Genomic DNA, 17,855 nt, shown 5'->3' on the forward strand with positions numbered 1-17,855 from the left:
GCATCACCGTCGGTCCCGCGACGGCTTCGCCGTCGAAAGTGAGTATTTGTGATCGGTGCAGGCTACTCTGGAGCGTATTCTTCGTGAATCCGATCCATGCGCGCTGCCATTACGAAGTCGGTATTATGCAGTCCGTCGATTTTGTGCGTCCACATTTCGACTCGCACCTCGCCCCATTAAAGCGAGATATCTGGATGATGCCACTCTTGTTCAGCAAGTTCCCCGATCTCGTACGTGAACTCAAGTGCATCGCGGAAATCTTCGAACGGATACTCCGCCTCAAGATGATGGTCATTAACGACTTCCCAGACATCATCGTTGATTTCAGTTATGTACTCGGCGTACTCTGCCTCTGTGAGCGGTTCGTCCTCTGATGTACAGGCCTCACTTGCTTCGTCGGCAAGTGATGATACCATGCCCATATGTTCGACGGGCCCGATACTTGTGTGTTCGTTCTCCGGCCCCACTACGCTACAGAAGAGCGATCTCACCAGATATCTCAGAGCGTTCCAACCCTGCTGAGAACTCTACCGGAGTCCGGATGAAAAACACTCGAACACGCTGTCGGAGCCACTCTCTGAATCAACAATGTGCTCGAGAAGAGCGTTCGTCAAATCCGGGGTTAATCCCGATGTTTTAGATTGATGGGGCACAGTCAACGAGCGATCGAAGTCAGGGACTCTTTTCCCCGGGTCCGAACGTTCGGAATGTAGGCGGGTTGGGAAGCATTAACCGACAACCGATGATAGAGTAGCGCTAATCGACCTCCTCCTCGAAAACTGGACGAACTCACGTATTCCGTCTGCGACCTCCTCCCCCGAGTCGGCACGTGCCGAGTCGTGGGCCGGGACATCGATGGTGCCATCACGCATTCAAACTGGAACGTCACCCGGTACACGGGCGTATCATCGGGCTGATGGTGAACTCGGGTCTGCGCGGTACCGCTGTCGTGGGGGTAGATCTCGGTACGGCCACCTTCGCCGTATTCCCACTATCCACATTGAACGGTCTTATTTGAGCCGTTCTTGAAGAACAGTCGGGCAAGCCGTGGTCACGCCCTGAATGGAGAGGATCTGATCGCTAACGATTTCATTCAGCTCGGTACTTCCTGTCGCCTCGAGTTCGGCCATCAACATGTGGTCCCCGGTCGCGGTATATAACGCAGTCAGCGAGTCGAGATCACTGAGTTTACTTGTTGCCTCAACGTACTGGTCGCTCTCGACGTCAATTCCCACCATCGCAATGCTCTGGTGGTTGACTTTCTTTGGATCGATTTCGACAGTGTACCCGACGATAGCGCCTTCCTCCTCGAGTTTCTGGATATACTTCCGAGCGGTAGGTCGCGCGACGCCAGCTTGGTCGGCGATCTCTCCGAGGGAAGCTTTCGGATCCTCTTTGAGAATAGAGAGCAGACGATGCTCAAGCTCCTCAGCGTCCATTGTGTCTACTGTTATATGAAGCGGTGATCATCGTGCTGGCAGTCGTGTTCAGGTGCGGAAAGATTCGCCACAGCCACACTCCGAGACGACGTTGGGATTTTCAACATCAAAGCCTGCGCCTTGGAGACCCGTCTCATACTCAACAACACTCCCCCCAATATATTGGATACTCGCGGGATCAACGAACACTCGCAGGCCGTGGTGCTCGTAGATCATATCATCTTCGTCGGGACTCGTATCGAACCGCATCCCATATGATAGACCCGCGCATCCTCCTTGCTGGACGAACAGCCGGAGTCCTGCCGTGTCAGTGTCCAAGCTTTCTTCCTCTAAGAGAGCGAGAGCCTTATTCGAGGCAGCTTCTGAAACTTCGATTTCAGGTTGTTCACTCTCCTCGGCCGTCGTACTCATACGTTGAGTTGATTGGGCCAGGGTGTTAACCATGGCGCTCAAAACTGTGACGTAGAGTTAAGGCTCGAAATTGTCGAGAGACAGCTATACGCGTGGGCTCAGAGCGGTAGATTCCGCTGAAGACTGCCATCGCCGGACATCGTGAAGTACTCCCGCGCACGGGGCGCGGGGCGTCCGTGTTTAGTCCTGCATTGCTGACGCAACGGACTTTAATTCCTCTCGCGCTCTCATCGCTGGTCGCGCCGACATACCGTCGTCGGTAACACCCGAACCCGATATGGGTCCGTGAGAGTCGGCCGCTCCACCACGGCCCGATGCCGCCCGTCTCACCTTCCGAACGCGCGGAAGGGTTTCGAGAGACGGCACATTTCCAGTTTCTCGTTCCAACCAGTTCTGCACCACGCACACCGCCGCCTTCCTATCAGCGTGGTCTTGGAACCCACACTGCTGGCATTTGAATCGCTTGTTCTGGCGATTCGCCCGTTCCGTGTGCTGGCACTCCGTTCGCGGGCATCGCTGACTCGTGTACTCAGGATCAACCTCATCCGACGGAATCCCCTCCCACGCAGCCTTGTACGACACCATGTCTTGGAGTGTAGCGAACGGCAGCGAGTGGAGGCGACGGTTCATTCGCGTACCGTAGTCGATGGAGTCTCGCATGTCTTTGAGGTCTTCAAAAACGATCACTGGGTCGGTGAATTGCGAGACCCATTCGACTACTCTCCGTGAGACTTTGTGCAGGCAGTCATGCACGTAGTCGCGTTCCTCAGTCTGAACGACCGTCTCAAACGCGGTCTGGTTGGCTTTCTGCATCCGCTTGCGCTTGGTGAAAAACTCGTGACGCTGTTCTTTCACCGACGGGTACTCGAACACCACGGAGTCTTTCATCGAACCACTCCGACTCATCGCAGCGAGTGCGATGCAGTCCTCGTTCACATCCACACCGACGATCGTGTCTGCATCGTGCTTGCTGGCGACTCGATGCGTCTCGTGTGTAACTGTGAGGTGGAGTCGCCACTCATCGTGCTTGTGGACGACTTCAGCCGTTCCAACCCGCCACTCCTCATCGGTGAACGCAGTTCTGAGGCGGTCGAAGTGGTCGGGACTGCCACGAAGTTCGCCTTTGACGTGCGTGCCTCTCGTGGCAGTGATACGGAATCGAACCGTCCCGTGGTCTTCGGGGAACAGACGGTAGCCTTCGCCGTGGTTCATCACCATCGGGTACACCCCGTCGATGTATGGGTATGGACGGCCCCAGTCGTCGTCTTTGTTGTCGTGGTGGGTCTCGATTTCACCGAGTGCCTTGTCAACGATGAGTTGGCTAGTGTTGTTGACGTGATCGGCGTTGTCAACGACGGCCGGTTTGATGTCATCCCAGTTCCAGCCCTGTCGGTCGAGGCGGTTGGTTTCGTTGCGGATGCGGCGGGCCTCAAGACAGCCCGTTTGCAGGTCGTCGCCACTCCCCGTGTGGATGTCTAAGCGGAACGACAAGATTTGGGTGAGTGTGGACGACTGCACTAGGTTTAGATATGGTTATTCACTTGTTAAAAGTTCGCGTTGTGACGCGCTTCACCCCCGACCACGGTGGGTCGGGGTACTCGCGCTGCTATTCTTTATAGAAACCGATCGTCGGACCGAGTTGACCGGATCATGGGCCGTGAGGCGACAAGCCACCCTATTTCAATGTGATATCCGGCACATCGAATCGGGGGACGAACGCAGACACAGAGGATGCCTTGTAATAGTCGTCTTCAGAATCTCATGACGATGTGGACGAATTCTTGAGCGCGTGTTGCCCAATATCTCGTAGTGTGTTCGACTCCTGTGTCTCGCCGAACCGTCTTTCGACGGATCGCCCAACGACAATACGGTGAGTGGCCGGCGTATAATTCGACACCCCTGTACGATCGAACGTCACTCGCCGGACTGGAATCCGATATCCGGACAGTCTCAGAGACGTGGTTCGAACATGAAAGTCACGACTCCGTCGAGGGGTTCGTCTGTGCACTCCCCTTGGCCTACTTCCGGTTCAGCGCCCACGACCGGTATGCGGGGCCGACCCGCTACCAGATGGACACCCTCTTTCGGGTGTTCGTACTGAAAGAACTCCACAGCTGGGAGCACGAAACAGCACTCGTCGACTACCTAAAGAACCGTCCTGAACTCTGTGAGCAACTGGGTTTCGAGACGATCCCGGACCAGTCGACACTGTGGCGAAGCTGGCACGAGCGGTTCATCCCTGACCTCCGAGAGACAGTGGAGACAGCCGCTCGAACGATCCTCATCAAAGCCCAGAATGCAGGTGTCGGGGTTCCGCGTGAACCGACACGAAAGCTCCGATACCACGGGGACGAGTCTGGTGAGTCAGACCCGGACGATCAAACTACGTTGGAGCAGGCAGAGAAAGTCACCGACCACGTCAGTCGCGTCGTTTTCCGGCGTTTTCGCTGGATCGAGGTGAGGGCTGTGAGATCCACGAGAACGCGTACTGGGACCTGCAGACGTATCTCGGACTTCGTGAGCGGCTGGCTGCGAACGAAGGTGCTCGTAGCTTCACCTACGAGTCAACTCGAGAGCGGACGCCGTTAGGTCACGCCCATCGCGAGCAGATTCGTAATCTCTCGGTATCAGAGACTCGCGAGATGTACCGACAGGCCGTCAACACGCTCCTGAGCGAAGTCGAGGAGACAGAGGAGTTCTTCCGAGCCGGAATCATCGCCATCGATATCACCGAGGCCAACCCCTTCACCGGTGATAGAACGGGCCACGAAGACGAAATCATCGGGACGAAGGAGAAGACCGACGAGTACGCCTACCAATGGGCGACAGTCCAGTTGGTCGGCAACGCTATCCCACTCGTGCTTGATGCCCGCCCGGTACGGAAAGGCGAGTCACGTAAGGAGATCGTCGGGGATTTGCTGGATTCGGCTGAAGAGCTCGTCCACGTCGATAACGTGCTGATGGACCGGGAGTTCGATAGTCAGCACGTCCTGGAGATGCTTAGCCAGCGTGGCTTGTCGTATGTCGTGCCGAAGCGGATGCAGACCAGCGAGAAAGCCCAAGCCAAGCGATTACTCCAGCGGGACCAAGACCGGTATGAAACCGACCGGAAGCTCCATCTGGGCAAGAACGAGTGGCACGAAACGACGCTGGTCTACCGCCGGAATGAAGACTCCGAGCACGACGATCACCGGCAGTACTCGGTGTTCATGACGAATTGCGGGAGTGGGCACCTCACGGAGTATGGCTATCGCTGGGAGATCGAGAGTGGGTACAGGTCGATCAAACGGTTCATGGCAGCGACGACGTCGAAGGATTTCGGGCTTCGATTCTTCTACTTCGCGTTTGCGTGTCTGCTGTACTCTATCTGGCGAGCGGTCGATCTGCTCGTGCAGGTTGAGTTGACCGGCGAGTATGAGCACTCACCGCTGATTACAGCGGACAACACGCTGACGCTGTTGAAGAAGGAAACTGGGATCGGGTAGAGAGACACTCAGTCATGGTTAGCGCGCCGTCTGAGTGGCTACGCTGCTGGAAGTCTCAAAAATTTGCCCATATAGTTGGGTGTGTGACAAGAATGCCGCTTCGAGAGCCATCTGAGGTAGTTTCCACAGATCGAACCGGTCAAATTCACGCATCACAGACCCGCTAACACCGATGTAGTCTCAACTTCCATGACTCCGTGTTCCCTCGACGACCGCCCGGGTGACGGACCGGCGGTGTTCGTCGAGTTCCCTTCGAGTCCGCTCACCCGGGGGCGACGACACCGAGTCAGTCGCGGGCGACCCGGAATCCTTAGAAGGAGACGGCCCACAGTTGAGGTATGCGACTGTTCCGGTCGAGCGAACTCCTGGGGATCGCCCGGGAGACACTGGAGTTCGTCCTCGAAGCCTGCGAGGAAACCCACCCGGACGAGTACATGGGGTTTCTCCGCGCCGACGACGCCCGCAAACTCGGGATGGACCGTTCGGGACAGGTGATCACGGACGTCCTCGTCATCCCCGGAACGGTTTCGAACCCGGTGAGTGCGACGGTGAAAACGAACATGAAGCCGAACGACGTCTCGTCGGTCGGTTCGGTGCACTCCCACCCGAATGGCGTCCTCAACCCGAGTTCGGCGGACCTGCGAACGTTCGGACAGGGCAAGGTCCACATCATCGCCGGGGCGCCGTACGGCCGGAGCGACTGGCGTGCCTTCGACAACCGGGGCGAATCGACGACGCTCGACGTCATCGACGTCGACCTACCGGAGGAACGGTTCTTCGATTTCACGCAGGCCGACATCGACGCCGAACTGGTGGCGGAGGGGCGGCGACGTGGTGTCGTCACCCCCGATGACTCGACGGACAGCGACCACGGAACCGAGGAGGACGACGGTGGCGGACTCCTCTCGTGGCTCCGGTGAGGGGGCGACGCCAGACTCCCGTCAGCGTCGGTCCCCGGTGAGTCCGTCGGACGACGAGTCGTCGCCCCCCTCGTCGTCCGCGTCGGCGCGTGCCGTCGTGCGAGCGGCCTGCACCGTCTCGCGGGCCGTCTCCTCCAGTTGCTCCGAGGCGTCGGCGGCGTACGCCTCCAGTTCGTCGATGCCGACGACGGTGTCGGCCGCCTCCAGTCGTCGGTTGAAGCGTTCGAGCATCCCCTCGGTGAACTCCTCCTCGGAGCGCCGACCGGTGGCGACGCCGCTCGTGACGATGGACTGGATCCCCTCCTCGACGGTCAGATCCACGTCGTAGACGTGTTCCGTGGAGACGTGGAGGACGTACCCACCCATCACCGGGTTTGGGGCGAGCGGGAGAAACAGCGTCACCATCTCGCCGTCGTGGTCGGTCGCCTCCTGGACCACGTCGGGCGTGTCCGCGGTCAGGAACCCGAAGGCGTAGGAGCCCTTATCGGGGAACTCGACCAGTTTCACCTCCTGAAAGCTGTCGGTATCGCTGTCGAGGAGGAGGCCGCTCATCTCGTCGATGCTCTGGTACAGGGAGCCGACACCGGGGATGCGGGCGATGAGCGTATCGAAGAGGGCGCCGAACCCGGAACGGCCGGGACGGCGTTCGGTCCAGACGCCGATACAGAAGATGATTCCCAGAAGGGTCACGACCGCGAGGAGTTTGAGGGTCACCTCGGAGGCGGGCTGAATCCCCGTGAGCCGGGTGAGCATCCCGACGACCGGATCGAGTTGCTTGGAGACGAAGTTGACGACCACGCCGAGGACGACGAGCGTGACGATCAGCGGGAGAGTCACCGCGGCACCGGTGACGAAGGCCTGTCGGGCGAACTCCCGGACGCCGTCGTACTCGTCGAAGGCGTCGGTGCCGATGGGACGGTCCATGAGACCACATCGCTCGGCCGACCCAAAACGTTCCGGGGTCCGGGGCCACAGTCCCTAAGTGGCTCAGGGAGCAACCGGCGTCCATGGACGAAGTACTCGACGTCGTCGACGTCGTCGCCGACTCGGGGTTCGAGGGCGTCCTCACGTGGCTCCTCCGGCTCGTCGGGCTGCTCGCGGTGCTCGCGGGGGTCGGCCTGTGGCTACTCACCGACATGGGGCTGCTGGTCGTGCCCGCGCTCCTGATGGTCGTGGGGCTGGTCTTGCTCGTCGCACCGACCGTCCTGCTCGCCTTCGCCGAACTATCGTAGCCCACGTCGGTCAGCACTCCTCCGCCCGCATGGCCGCCTGCGATCGGTGTGCCGACAGTTACACACCGACGATAGCCTGACGACGACGTGGCGACAGGCTTTATCCGCTCCGTGTCGGAGGCTCACGCATGACTGGACAGACGCTCCGTCCGTTCCTGTCGCGGGCGGCGACGCTGTATCCGGATCGGGAGGTCGTCTCGCGGACGGCCGACGGGACGACTCGATACACGTACGCGGCGTACGCCGACCGCGTGAGCCGACTGGCGGCCGCCCTGCGGGCGGCGGGGATCGAACGGGGCGACCGCGTCGCGACGCTGTGCTGGAACCACGACCGGCATTTCGAGGCGTACTTCGCGGTCCCCGACCTCGGCGCCCAACTCCACACGATCAACCCGCTGCTTCCCGCCGAGGACGTGCGAACGATCGTCGAACGGGCCGGCGACCGCCTCCTGTTCGTCGATCCGTCGCTGACCGACGCGCTGACTGCGGCCTACGACCCCGACGCGTTCGAGAGCGTCGAGCAAGTGGTCGTCGTCGGCTCGGAGACCCCCGACCTCCCCGCCGAGTCGGTCACGAGTTTCGAGGCGTTCGTCGCGGGACACGACGCGACGTTCGATCCGCCGACGCTCGACGGCGACGACCTCGCTGGCCTGTGTTACTCCTCGGGGACGACCGGCGACCCGAAGGGCGTCGAGTACACCCAGCGGATGCTCTGGAGTCACACGATGGCGATCATGACGCCGATGGGGCTAGATATCGCCGACCACGACGTCGTGATGCCCGTCGTCCCGATGTTCCATATCAACGCCTGGGGGCTTCCCTACGCGGCGACGGCGGCGGGGGCGAAACACGTCTACCCCGGTCCCTCGCCGGATCCCGCGGACCTCGTGGGGCTGATCGAACGCGAGGGCGTCACGGTCACAGCGGGCGTCCCGACGGTGTGGCTGGGCGTCCTCGACTACCTGCAGGACCACGAGGCCGACCTCTCGACGCTCGATCGGATCGTCATCGGCGGCGCGGCGCCACCGGAACGGCTGATCCGTGCGTTCGACGACCGGGGCGTCGAGGTGGTTCACGGGTGGGGGATGACCGAGACGGCGCCCGTCGGCGCCGTCTCCCACCTCAAACCGGAGCTTCGGGACGCGGACTACGAGACGCAGTTGACCAAGCGTACGAAGCAGGGACTGGTCCTGCCCGGTCTGGAGTTCGACGTGGTCGACGACGCGGGTGAGTCGGTGCCCCACGACGGCGAGTCGATGGGTGAACTCCGGATTCGAGGCCCGTGGGTCGCCGAGGCGTATCTCGACGCAGACCCCGAGGACGTCTTCGCGGACGGCTGGCTCCGTACCGGCGACGTGGTCACCGTCGATGCCGACGGCTACGTCGAACTCGTCGACCGTGCCGCCGACGTGATCAAGTCCGGCGGTGAGTGGATCTCCTCGCAGGCGCTGGAGAACGCCATCATGGGCCACGAGGCGGTGACCGAGGCGGCCGTGGTGGGCGTCCCCCACGAGCGGTGGGGGGAACGCCCGGTCGCCTACGTCGTCGCCGACGCCGCCGATCACGACGCCTTGATCGATACGGTCTCGGACCGACTGCGCGAATCGTACCCCGACTGGTGGGTGCCCGATAGCTTCGAGTTCGTCGAGTCGATCCCCAAGACTGCGACGGGGAAGTTCGCGAAGACCGACCTCCGGGCCCGCCGGGAGGAACCTCTCGACGGACCGGTGGGGGCCGAACCACCGGCTGACGGGGAGACCTAGCCGGCGAGCAGGAGGCCGGCGCCGAGCAAGAGGCCGATGGCGCCGACCAGCAGGCCGGCAAGTGACGTCTTCGAGAGGCGGAGCAATATCCGAGTCGGCGAGCCATCGCCGACGACGAGGGGGTCGATTCGGCCGTCGTCGACCCGGCCGACCACCGTCACCGTATCGCCCGGCGACACCCACCGTTCGTCGTAGCGACGCGTGCCGAGCGAGAGGGCGCGAGCCACGGGAGCCAGAATCGGCGACGGCGACCGGTACCACGTCGTTCGGGAGAGCCCGTCGGCCTCGCGTTCGTATCGCGCGATCCGATCCGGCGGCGACTCCGACGGGGCGACCGTGGCGACGACCGTCGAATCGAGCGCGACCGTCCGGAGCGGCGCGTCCACAAGGACCGTCGCGTCGGGCGTCCGCACCGCGAACGGCCGGCTCCGGGCAGGGTCGTGGACCGTCACGTACGTCGGCAGGAGGAAGGAGCCGAACCGCCGCTCTTCGACCGAGGGGCGGAGGGCGACACAGTCGACGCCGCTGAACGGCGCCTCGAGTGTGTCACCGGCGGCCTCGACGGTACCCGAGAGACGAACGAGCGTCCCCTCGGCGACGCCGTCGACGCTCGACACCGGGTCGGCGCGAACGAGCGCGGTCGACCGCCACACGTAGCGCAGACTGACGAGAGTGACCAAGAGGCCGAGAGCGAGCATGACGACTCCGAACAGTGTGGGAAGGGGAAGAGACATGGATCGAAGCGGGAAGCCGGCCGGTGGCTCAGGACCGCCGCGGACCCTCGGGTGCGAGGGCGTCGTCGTAGATGGTGACGTAGAGGTCGGTGATCTCCTCCCGGGTGGGCTTTCGGGGGTTGTTGTCGGGCGACCCCGAGTCGATGGCATCCTGGGTCATCTCGTCGATCACGTCGAGGTAGTCTTCGCGGGACGGGACCTCGCCGAACTCGTCGAGATAGCCGGTGAGATCCAGATCGGCACACAGCCGGAGTACCCCGTCGGCGGCGGCGTCGGCCGCCTCGCGGGTCGGGGTGTGCGTGTCGGCGACCCCGAGGATACGCGCGATTTCGGCGTACTTCTCGGGGGCAGCCATCGCCGAGAAGTCGACGACGTACGGGAGGATGAGGCCGTTCGCGAGGCCGTGGGAGATATGCAGTTGGGCGCCGAGCGGTCGGGCGAGGCCGTGGACGAGCGCCACGGAGGCGTTGGTGAAGGCCTGTCCCGCCTGGAGCTGGCCGACCATCACGTCGGCGCGGGCGTCGAGATTGTCGCCGTTGGCCCACGCGATCGGGAGGGACCGCGCGATGCGCTCCATGGCTTCCTCGGCGTACCCGTCGGGGACACTGTAGGATTTCACCGAGACGTACGCCTCGATGGCGTGGGTCAGGGCGTCGATGCCCGTGAAAGCCGTGTGGCTCTTGGGGAGCGACCGGGTGAGGACGGGATCCTCGATGGCCACGTCCGGGACGACGTTCGCGGAGACGATGAGGAACTTCGTCGACGTGGACTCGTCGCTGACGACGACCGATCGGGTCGCCTCGCTTCCCGTGCCCGCGGTGGTGTTGACGGCGATCAGCGGCGGGGTTGGGTTGGGAACACCCTCGTAACCGGCCCGATCGACGCCGAAATCGCGGATCGACCCCTCGTTGGCCGCGAGGATACCGACCCCTTTGCCCGTGTCGATGGAGGATCCACCCCCGAGTGTGACGATCAGATCGCAGCCCTCGCGATCGTAGAGCGCGTGTGCGCTCTCGATGTTCTCGACGGTCGGATCCGGACGCACGTCCGTGTACACGACCGGGTCGACGCCGGCTGCCTCCAGTCCCGCGAGGACGGCCTCGCCGTGGAAGTCGAAGATTTGTTCGGTGGCGACGACGAGCGCCGTCTCCCCGTAACGGGCGGCGTGGCCGCCGAGAGAGTCGATCGCGCCGGCACCGAGTTCGATCCGGCCTGGCGAGACGACCGTCCGCGTCTCGCTCGCGAGTACGGTATCGTGCATGACACACCGATGATCGTTCCTGTCAATATTATACCCCGGGGTCGCGTCGGGCGTTGGTCCCTCTCGCGACGACCGAGGGTCACTCTCGTGCCGTATGCGAAAATGAACGTAAATCTATCGTAGTTATAGATGGTACGACAACGTATGTTTTTGAACCACGCGGCGTACCGCCTCCGATAGGGGGTCGATCGGCGGTGGAACCGCGAGGAGGCCACCCTCGGCGAGGCACATCACGGCCGACGTGTTCGGGGATCCAAAGCGGGTCACGGCTACCGATCCGATCGTACGATCGGCCGTCGTGAACAGTCGGCCGGCCGTCGATGGGCGTACCGTTCGAGGACGAAGACTGCCTTCGAATTCGGTAGTTCCGTCGCTCGCCTCTAAACCCCCCATCCGGGAACGATCCGTGGCGTCCCGGCGGCGACCGACGGCCGGATCCCACGGCAGACGTCTCCCCGGTATGTTCCGCCCCGACGTCGGGTGTCCTCCTCGAGGAGTCGGTCGACGCTGTCACACCTAGTGGTGCCGACGCCGTGAACCGCTCGCGGCTGTTCCGTTGCCGGTCGTGATCGCCGACGGACCGGCATGATACATACGCGGCGAATATAATATCTAATACTGATATGTCGGCGTATCAGTCCCGACCGCTCGACGCAGCGACTGCCGCGACACGGGCATCGAGCCTCGTCGTCCGAGCCTCACGGCGTCACGCCGTGTCCCGGGCCGTCGATCTCGGGTGTGTGGGGGCGTCGACGACGTCCGCTGCGAGGAGGCGGTTGCCGTCCAGGTCGACGTAATCGAAGTTTCCGAGGCCGACGGCGCCGCGGACGGGGTCGATCGCCGCGGCTTGCCTCTCACCGGTGACCGGCGGGAGCGGCGAGCCCTCGCCGTGGCCGGTGACTCACGCTTCGATCCCGACGGTGACGGGGACGTTCGACGCGTCCCGCTGTGTGCCGAGGCCGATCACGAAGGGGTTCAATCAGCAGGTGGTCGAACGCGTCGACCGTCACGGCGACGACGTCGCTCACGCTCCCGACTCCGGGGGCCCGTTACTCGCCGTCGGCGCCGCGAGCACGTCACGGACGGCCGAGAGCAACGCCCGTGGGCCATCTTCCTCGAAGACGTTCGCAACCGAGAGGTCGAGACGTGCCGCCTCCGTTTCCGAGTCACCCCACGTCGAAACGGCCGCTACCTCGGCGTCGGAGAGGGCCTCGACGAGCCGCGCTTCCGTCTCGATCCCCGACACTTCGAAGGCGTCGAAGTGGGTCCGGGTCCGCCGTCCGGGTTCGTCCGCGATGACGACGGCGTCGGGCCAGCACCCGTGCAGGACCGAGAGCGTCACGCCGGAGTAGGTCTGGTGGGTGAGCGACGCCTGTCCCTTGACGATGACGATGTCGTGAGCCTCGCCCACCGCGGTCACCATGTCCTCGACGACGCCGGGGGTGAAGTCCGCCGGGACGCGGTCGATGACGGTTCCCTCGTGAGAGCCGATCATGAGTCCCGTCTGGCCGGTCGCGACCCAGCCGGCGTCGTATCCCGCGTCGCGTGCGGCCCGGTAGCGTTCGTAGGTCGTCGTCCGCTTCCCGACCGCACAGTCCGTGCCGAGCGTGAGCACCACGTCCGCTGACACGTCGTCGATCGACCCGTCGCCGACCCGGAGGTCGTCATCGCCGGGTGGTTTCCGGACGTCGATCAGTCGTGTGCCGTGCCGGTCGGCGAGGTCGGTCCAGTGTTCGTCCTCCGAGAGGAACACGTGCAGGCCGGAGACGACGTCACAGCCCGCTCGGATCGCCGCCTCGATGTCGTCCACCCACGACTCGGGCAGGCCGCCCCCTGCGGGCGCCACTCCGATGACCAGTACCTCGACCTCGGGGGCTTTCGCCAGGGCGGTCTCCACCGACGTCACGATGGGCACGTCCGGCGCGTCGCGGCTCTCGAGGACGTCGGCGGGACGACACCCCGCGTGCCGTGAGTCCACCACGACGCGGGTGTCGAACACCTCGCTGCTCGTGACGATGCCGTTCGCGGTCTTTCCCTCGGTCGTCCCGAACTCGCCCTCGGCGAGAACGGTGGCCGGAACGGGTGTCTCGAAGTAGCCTCTGAGGTCCATGGCGCACTCCGTGCGTGGCTTCGTCTAATCTCTCCTCCCTCTCGTGAGAGGGGACCGTCCTCCCGACGGACGAGTTGTAAGTGGTCCGATACCAAATGATATGTACGAGCGGGGAGACACGACGGTATGGATTCAGTGGTGCAGTTAGAGCGCCTGATGCGAATCGAGAGTCACGAGGACGTCGACGAGATCCGGGAGTATCTGCTCGACGTGATCGACGGCGCAAAACTGGACGAGACGGGCTGTGTGTGCGCCGAGAAGCGCGGCGACCGGGACGGCCCACGGATCGTCCTCAACTCTCACATGGACGTCGTCTCCCCGCACGTCCCGTTCGAGCGGGTGGGCGAGGAGATCCGCGGGCGTGGCGCCTGTGACGCCAAGGGCTGTCTCGCCCCGATGTTGGCCGCGTTCTCCCGTGTCGACCCCGACGCCGGGAGCGTACGGCTCGTGATCTCTCCGGACGAGGAGACGACCCAGCGCGGCCTCTACGAGTATCTCTCGGGCGGTATCGACGCCGACTTCGCCATCGTCGGCGAGCCGTCCGGACTGGACGTCTGTCCGTCGGCGCGCGGGCACTACGACCTGTTGGTGGAACTCTTCGGCGCGTCGGCTCACGGGGCAACCCCCGAAAGTGGCACCAACACGACGGTGTGTGCCGCCGAGGCGATCACGCGGATCGGCGACCTCCCCCATCTGGAAGACGAGACGCTCGGAACGAACAACTTCACGCCCACGATCATCGAGGGCGGCAACCGCCCCAACCAGGTGCCGGAGTATACGAAGTTCGTCGTCGACTACCGGACGGTCCCCGGCGAGTCCCGGGAGGACGCCGTCGGCAAAGTCAAGGAGGTACTCCGGGATCTGGTCTGTGAGTCCGAGGTCGGCTTCTACGACGGCGGCTCGTCGCTCGACTCGTTCAAGACGGACGTGACCGACGAGTTCGTCACGTCGTTCCGGGACCACGTGGCGGCGGGTCATGACGACGAACCGGCCGTTCGGCCGTTCGACGCTGCGACCGAGGCGGCGTTTTTCGCCCCGTACATGCCCGTGGTCGTGTTCGGTCCGGGGCTGATCAGCGACGGCGACCAAGCGATCGCTCACTCCGAACACGAGTACGTGCCCGTCGAGGAGGTCGAACGCGCGGGGGCGATCCTGACCGAGTTCCTCGCGGCGACGCTCGCGTAGCCCGGGTCGGTCGGGACGTCGTCGGGTGTCCCCGACTCGCGGCGTCGTCGACCGAGGAGTGCCGTCACGGATCGGGACGAAAAATCGACCGTCCGGGGAGAACCCTCAGATGATCCCCTGGAAGGACAGCACGGTCTGGGCGATGATCGCGGAGCCGAAGAACGTGCCGAAGAAGACGAAGACGGCGACCACGACCAGTTTCCAGCCGATCTGTTTGAGCCGGTCCATCTGCAGGGAGACCGAGAGGCCGGCGTACGCCAGGATCGGCGTGGCCGTCGCGAGGAAGCTGATCCGGTCCGTGTACCGGAGGAAGACCTCCTGTGTCGGCGAGAAGGGAAGGGCCAGCACCATCGCGATGAAGATGGCGTACGCGAACGAGGGGAGTTCGAGCGGGATCTCGCGGGCCAGATACAGCGAGACGATCCCGATCGCGATGATGAGGACGATCCCGGGGATCGATTCGACGATGCCGGCGTCGTACCCCACGGTGTTCCCGATGAGGGTGATGACGCCGACGACGACGAGCATTGCGAGCGCGTTCGTGACGAAGTCGGTTCGGTCCATGTTAGTTCCTCCCGATGATCGGCTCGAGGACGCCGTACAGTTTGTTGATGAGCGGGACGCCGACGAACAGGACGACGTACACGCCGGTCAGTCCCGTGAGCAGGTTACTCGTCGCGGCGAACGCGAGGATCTCGTCTTCCGGCACCGAGGAGACGGCGGTCGCCAGCGACCCGGCACAGGCGGTCATCATGCTTCCGCTTCCCATCCCACAAGCCATCGCGATCGCTCGCGGGTGGAGCCCGGTTATCGGAGCGAGGCCGCCGAGGATGCCGAAAAAGAGCGTTCCGAGGAACGTTCCCGTCAGGTAGGTGCCGAGGACGCCGATCCCTTCGGGCGAGTCGGGCCCGTAGAGGTCCGTGATGATCCCGAGGGTCGGCTCGCGAGCGATGCTGACCGCCGACCCGATCGCTTCCCGCTTGAGTCCGAGCAGGAGAGCAAGCGGGAGCGCGAGGAAAATCGTCCCCAGGTTGCCGAGTTCCTGGAGCAGGAACGCCGGTCCCGCCCCGATGATATCGTAGAAGTTCGGAGCGACCAGCGTCCCGTATTTCACGCCCAGGGGCATCAGCGCCACCACGATCAGCGGCGAACTGATCTCACTCACCTCCTTCGGAACGACGCTCCGAAGTTCGTCGATGTACGCGCCGAGGACTCGGTAACCGAGTAGCATCCCGAACACGACGGCGTAGAGCATCGGGAGGATGACCACTTGGCCCGGGCCGACCGGGTACGTTTGCGTGCCGATGAACTCGGAGACGACGACGATCAGGAGAACCGTGACGTGCGCTTTCAGGTGGAATGTCCAGCGGCCTGACACGCGTATCGGATCCCACCGATCGCCGTCCGAGTCGGCATCGGTCGGTTCGTCGGTCTCTGTATTGGTGTTTGCCATGATATACCTCGACATAGGCTGCAGTGTCACACTACAAAAGCGTTGTTATTGTTTACGGGTCCGGGCGCAACATAATCTAGGAAGGACGACGACGCCTCATATGAGAGGGGTGGTGTATTAGTCACGGACCATCCCAGCGGCCGTATGCAGACGTTCATCCTGAACGGGTCGGACGTAGCGACACACTCACCGATGACGGCCGTCGTCTCGGCCGTCGAGGACGCATTCGCGGCCTACGCGAGGGACGCCGTCGAGATGCCGGCGAAATCGTACGTTGACGTGCCGACCGGAGACTTCCGCTCGATGCCCGCGTACGTCGACGCGGACGAGTGGGAGGCGGCCGGGGTGAAGTGGGTGAGCGTCCACCCCGACAACCCCGGCGCCCACGACCTCCCGACGGTGCTAGGAGTCATGATCTACTCCGACCCGGCGACCGGACGCCCCCTTGCCGTCATGGACGGGGCCGAACTCACGATGCGTCGAACCGGCGCAGCGGCCGCCGTCGCGACCGACCACCTCGCCGTCACCGACGCCACCTCGATGGGACTCGTCGGCGCGGGCACCCAGTCGTACGCCCAACTGGAGGCGGTCTCGACGGTACGGCCGATCGAGGAAGTGGTGATCTCGGATCCCGACGACGACCGCGTCGAACGGTTCGTCGACGCGTTCGCCGATCGGTTCGAGATTCGGTCCGGCGACGTCGCGGACGCCGCCGCCTGTGATGTCCTCTCGACTGTCACCCCCGTCGAGGAGCCGATCGTCGCCGCGGCCGACGTCGGCGATCACACCCACGTCAACGCCGTCGGCGCCGACGCGCCCGGCAAACGGGAACTCGGGGACGGGACCATCGAGGCGGCCAAACTCGTCATCGACGATCACGAACAGTGTACACATTCCGGGGAGATCAACGTTCCTTGGAGCGAGGGACTGATCGACGAGTCGGACGTCTACGCCGAACTGGGCGAGATCGTCGCCGGCCGGCGCGAGGGCCGCGTCGCCGGGGACGGTGTGACGGTGTTCGACTCGACCGGTCTCGCCATCCAGGACGTCGCGACCGCACACATCGTCTACGAGGCCGCACGCGACGACACCCCCGAGACGTTCGGCTTCTCCTCGTAGCGCGGCCCGTCAGGGGCCCAGGAGTTTCGCCTCGGCCTTCCGTAGGTGTTCCAGCACCGTCGCCTTCGCGACCCCGACCTCCTCGGCGAGATCGGTGGCCGAGACGGCGCGCGGCCACTCGTAGTAGCCCCGCGCTCGTGCCAGTTCGAACACCTCGCGCTGGCGATCCGACAGCGCGGGCAGGTCGGCGTCGGCGTCGGCGATCGATCCTTTCGTCGCCACCCGTCGAACCGTGATCTCGGCGTCGTTCTCGCTCGCGATCGCGTCGAGATCCGCCTGCATCCGGTCGCGGCGTTTGTCGACGGCGACCGTCCAGTACTCGTAGCCGTCGCGTATCCGGAGCGGTTCCTGTGGAAGATACCCCCTGGAGACGATGGCGTCGTGGATGCTGTCCGCGGGGTCGAACTCGACGAGTAGGCCGCGAGTCGCCTTTCCGACCGGCCTCGAGGCGAGGCCGAACTCGTCGCGGGGCTCCATCTCGGTGACCGAATCCGTGTGTGTCGACCGGCGCGCCGCCGAGACGAGGTCGTCGACGGCCGCAGTGGTGTCGGCGTGGACGACGACGTGTGCCGTCACGTTCCCGTCGCCGGTGTAGACGGCGTTGACGAGGAGGCGTCCGTCGACCGCCGCGGTCACCTCCGTCATCCAGCAGTTCGGGTGCCGGAGCTTCAGTTTCAGCTGTGAACTCCCGCTGGTCGTGGACCGGTCGCTACGCTGAGTCGCCATCGCTACAGAGTCCCCGA

At 63.8% G+C, this 17,855-nt stretch carries 15 protein-coding genes and 2 pseudogenes; 6 read left to right on the top strand and 11 right to left on the bottom strand.

Annotation, left to right across the window (positions count from 1 at the left end; all coding sequences use genetic code 11):
* Positions 1 to 62: 62 nt before the first annotated feature.
* From NBT82_RS07240 to NBT82_RS07255, 4 genes and pseudogenes are all read right to left on the bottom strand, one after another.
* Positions 63 to 416: pseudogene (locus NBT82_RS07240) on the bottom strand (4a-hydroxytetrahydrobiopterin dehydratase).
* Positions 417 to 1,010: 594 nt separating this feature from the next.
* The gene (locus NBT82_RS07245) at positions 1,011 to 1,439 is read right to left on the bottom strand and encodes an Lrp/AsnC family transcriptional regulator (RefSeq protein ID WP_251330875.1); all 429 of its coding nucleotides are present in this window, start codon (positions 1,437 to 1,439) and stop codon (positions 1,011 to 1,013) included.
* Positions 1,440 to 1,487: 48 nt separating this feature from the next.
* Complete coding sequence (locus NBT82_RS07250; RefSeq protein ID WP_251330876.1) at positions 1,488 to 1,850, bottom strand: HesB/IscA family protein; 363 nt, start codon at positions 1,848 to 1,850, stop codon at positions 1,488 to 1,490.
* A 180-nt stretch (positions 1,851 to 2,030) separates the two neighbouring features.
* The gene (locus tag NBT82_RS07255) at positions 2,031 to 3,368 is read right to left on the bottom strand and encodes an RNA-guided endonuclease TnpB family protein (protein WP_425601766.1); all 1,338 of its coding nucleotides are present in this window, start codon (positions 3,366 to 3,368) and stop codon (positions 2,031 to 2,033) included.
* Positions 3,369 to 3,659: 291 nt separating this feature from the next.
* On the opposite strand from NBT82_RS07255, the pseudogene NBT82_RS07260 reads away from it, so the two are divergent.
* Together NBT82_RS07260 and NBT82_RS07265 are read left to right on the top strand one after the other, a co-directional pair.
* Positions 3,660 to 5,335: pseudogene (locus NBT82_RS07260) on the top strand (transposase).
* A gap of 338 nt (positions 5,336 to 5,673) precedes the next feature.
* Positions 5,674 to 6,255, top strand: a complete 582-nt coding sequence (locus NBT82_RS07265) for a JAB/MPN domain protein-containing protein (protein ID WP_251330877.1) — start codon at positions 5,674 to 5,676, stop codon at positions 6,253 to 6,255.
* A 21-nt stretch (positions 6,256 to 6,276) separates the two neighbouring features.
* Here NBT82_RS07265 and NBT82_RS07270 read toward each other — a convergent pair whose 3' ends face one another.
* A complete protein-coding gene (locus NBT82_RS07270; RefSeq protein ID WP_251330878.1) occupies positions 6,277 to 7,179 on the bottom strand; it encodes a DUF502 domain-containing protein in 903 nt (300 codons plus the stop codon).
* An 83-nt stretch (positions 7,180 to 7,262) separates the two neighbouring features.
* Between NBT82_RS07270 and NBT82_RS07275 the strand changes: the two genes are divergently transcribed.
* Together NBT82_RS07275 and NBT82_RS07280 are read left to right on the top strand one after the other, a co-directional pair.
* Complete coding sequence (locus tag NBT82_RS07275) at positions 7,263 to 7,487, top strand: hypothetical protein (RefSeq protein ID WP_251330879.1); 225 nt, start codon at positions 7,263 to 7,265, stop codon at positions 7,485 to 7,487.
* A gap of 128 nt (positions 7,488 to 7,615) precedes the next feature.
* Positions 7,616 to 9,250, top strand: a complete 1,635-nt coding sequence (locus NBT82_RS07280) for a long-chain fatty acid--CoA ligase (RefSeq protein WP_251330880.1) — start codon at positions 7,616 to 7,618, stop codon at positions 9,248 to 9,250.
* On the opposite strand, the gene NBT82_RS07285 is transcribed toward NBT82_RS07280, so the two are convergent.
* The 3 genes from NBT82_RS07285 to NBT82_RS07295 all read right to left on the bottom strand — a co-directional run bounded on the left by NBT82_RS07285 (position 9,247) and on the right by NBT82_RS07295 (position 13,355).
* Positions 9,247 to 9,948 carry a hypothetical protein gene (locus NBT82_RS07285; protein ID WP_251330881.1) on the bottom strand — a complete coding sequence of 234 codons (702 nt, stop codon included), beginning with the start codon at positions 9,946 to 9,948 and terminating at the stop codon, positions 9,247 to 9,249. The two genes, NBT82_RS07280 and NBT82_RS07285, sit on opposite strands and share 4 nt — an antisense overlap.
* Before the next feature lie 64 nt (positions 9,949 to 10,012).
* Positions 10,013 to 11,245 carry an iron-containing alcohol dehydrogenase gene (locus tag NBT82_RS07290; RefSeq protein ID WP_251330882.1) on the bottom strand — a complete coding sequence of 411 codons (1,233 nt, stop codon included), beginning with the start codon at positions 11,243 to 11,245 and terminating at the stop codon, positions 10,013 to 10,015.
* A gap of 1,024 nt (positions 11,246 to 12,269) precedes the next feature.
* Positions 12,270 to 13,355 (bottom strand): N-acetyltransferase DgcN family protein, encoded by a 1,086-nt coding sequence (locus NBT82_RS07295; RefSeq protein ID WP_251330883.1) that lies wholly within the window; start codon positions 13,353 to 13,355, stop codon positions 12,270 to 12,272.
* 126 nt (positions 13,356 to 13,481) lie between these two features.
* Here NBT82_RS07295 and NBT82_RS07300 point away from each other — a divergent pair, with 126 nt between their 5' ends.
* Positions 13,482 to 14,540 carry a M20/M25/M40 family metallo-hydrolase gene (locus NBT82_RS07300; protein WP_251330884.1) on the top strand — a complete coding sequence of 353 codons (1,059 nt, stop codon included), beginning with the start codon at positions 13,482 to 13,484 and terminating at the stop codon, positions 14,538 to 14,540.
* Positions 14,541 to 14,645: 105 nt separating this feature from the next.
* Here NBT82_RS07300 and NBT82_RS07305 read toward each other — a convergent pair whose 3' ends face one another.
* Positions 14,646 to 15,104 (bottom strand): hypothetical protein, encoded by a 459-nt coding sequence (locus NBT82_RS07305; RefSeq protein WP_251330885.1) that lies wholly within the window; start codon positions 15,102 to 15,104, stop codon positions 14,646 to 14,648.
* Between the two features lies 1 nt (position 15,105).
* Positions 15,106 to 15,993 (bottom strand): DUF3100 domain-containing protein, encoded by an 888-nt coding sequence (locus NBT82_RS07310; RefSeq protein ID WP_251330886.1) that lies wholly within the window; start codon positions 15,991 to 15,993, stop codon positions 15,106 to 15,108.
* Between the two features lie 144 nt (positions 15,994 to 16,137).
* On the opposite strand from NBT82_RS07310, the gene NBT82_RS07315 reads away from it, so the two are divergent.
* Entirely contained in the window at positions 16,138 to 17,112 is a 975-nt protein-coding gene (locus tag NBT82_RS07315; RefSeq protein ID WP_251330887.1) for an ornithine cyclodeaminase family protein, read from the top strand.
* A 9-nt stretch (positions 17,113 to 17,121) separates the two neighbouring features.
* On the opposite strand, the gene NBT82_RS07320 is transcribed toward NBT82_RS07315, so the two are convergent.
* On the bottom strand, positions 17,122 to 17,838 hold the full coding sequence (locus NBT82_RS07320; RefSeq protein WP_251330888.1) for a helix-turn-helix domain-containing protein: 717 nt from the start codon (positions 17,836 to 17,838) through the stop codon (positions 17,122 to 17,124).
* Positions 17,839 to 17,855 lie beyond the last annotated feature (17 nt).

Source organism: Haloplanus sp. HW8-1 (assembly GCF_023703795.1).
In the GTDB taxonomy this organism is placed as follows: Archaea; Halobacteriota; Halobacteria; order Halobacteriales; family Haloferacaceae; genus Haloplanus; species Haloplanus pelagicus.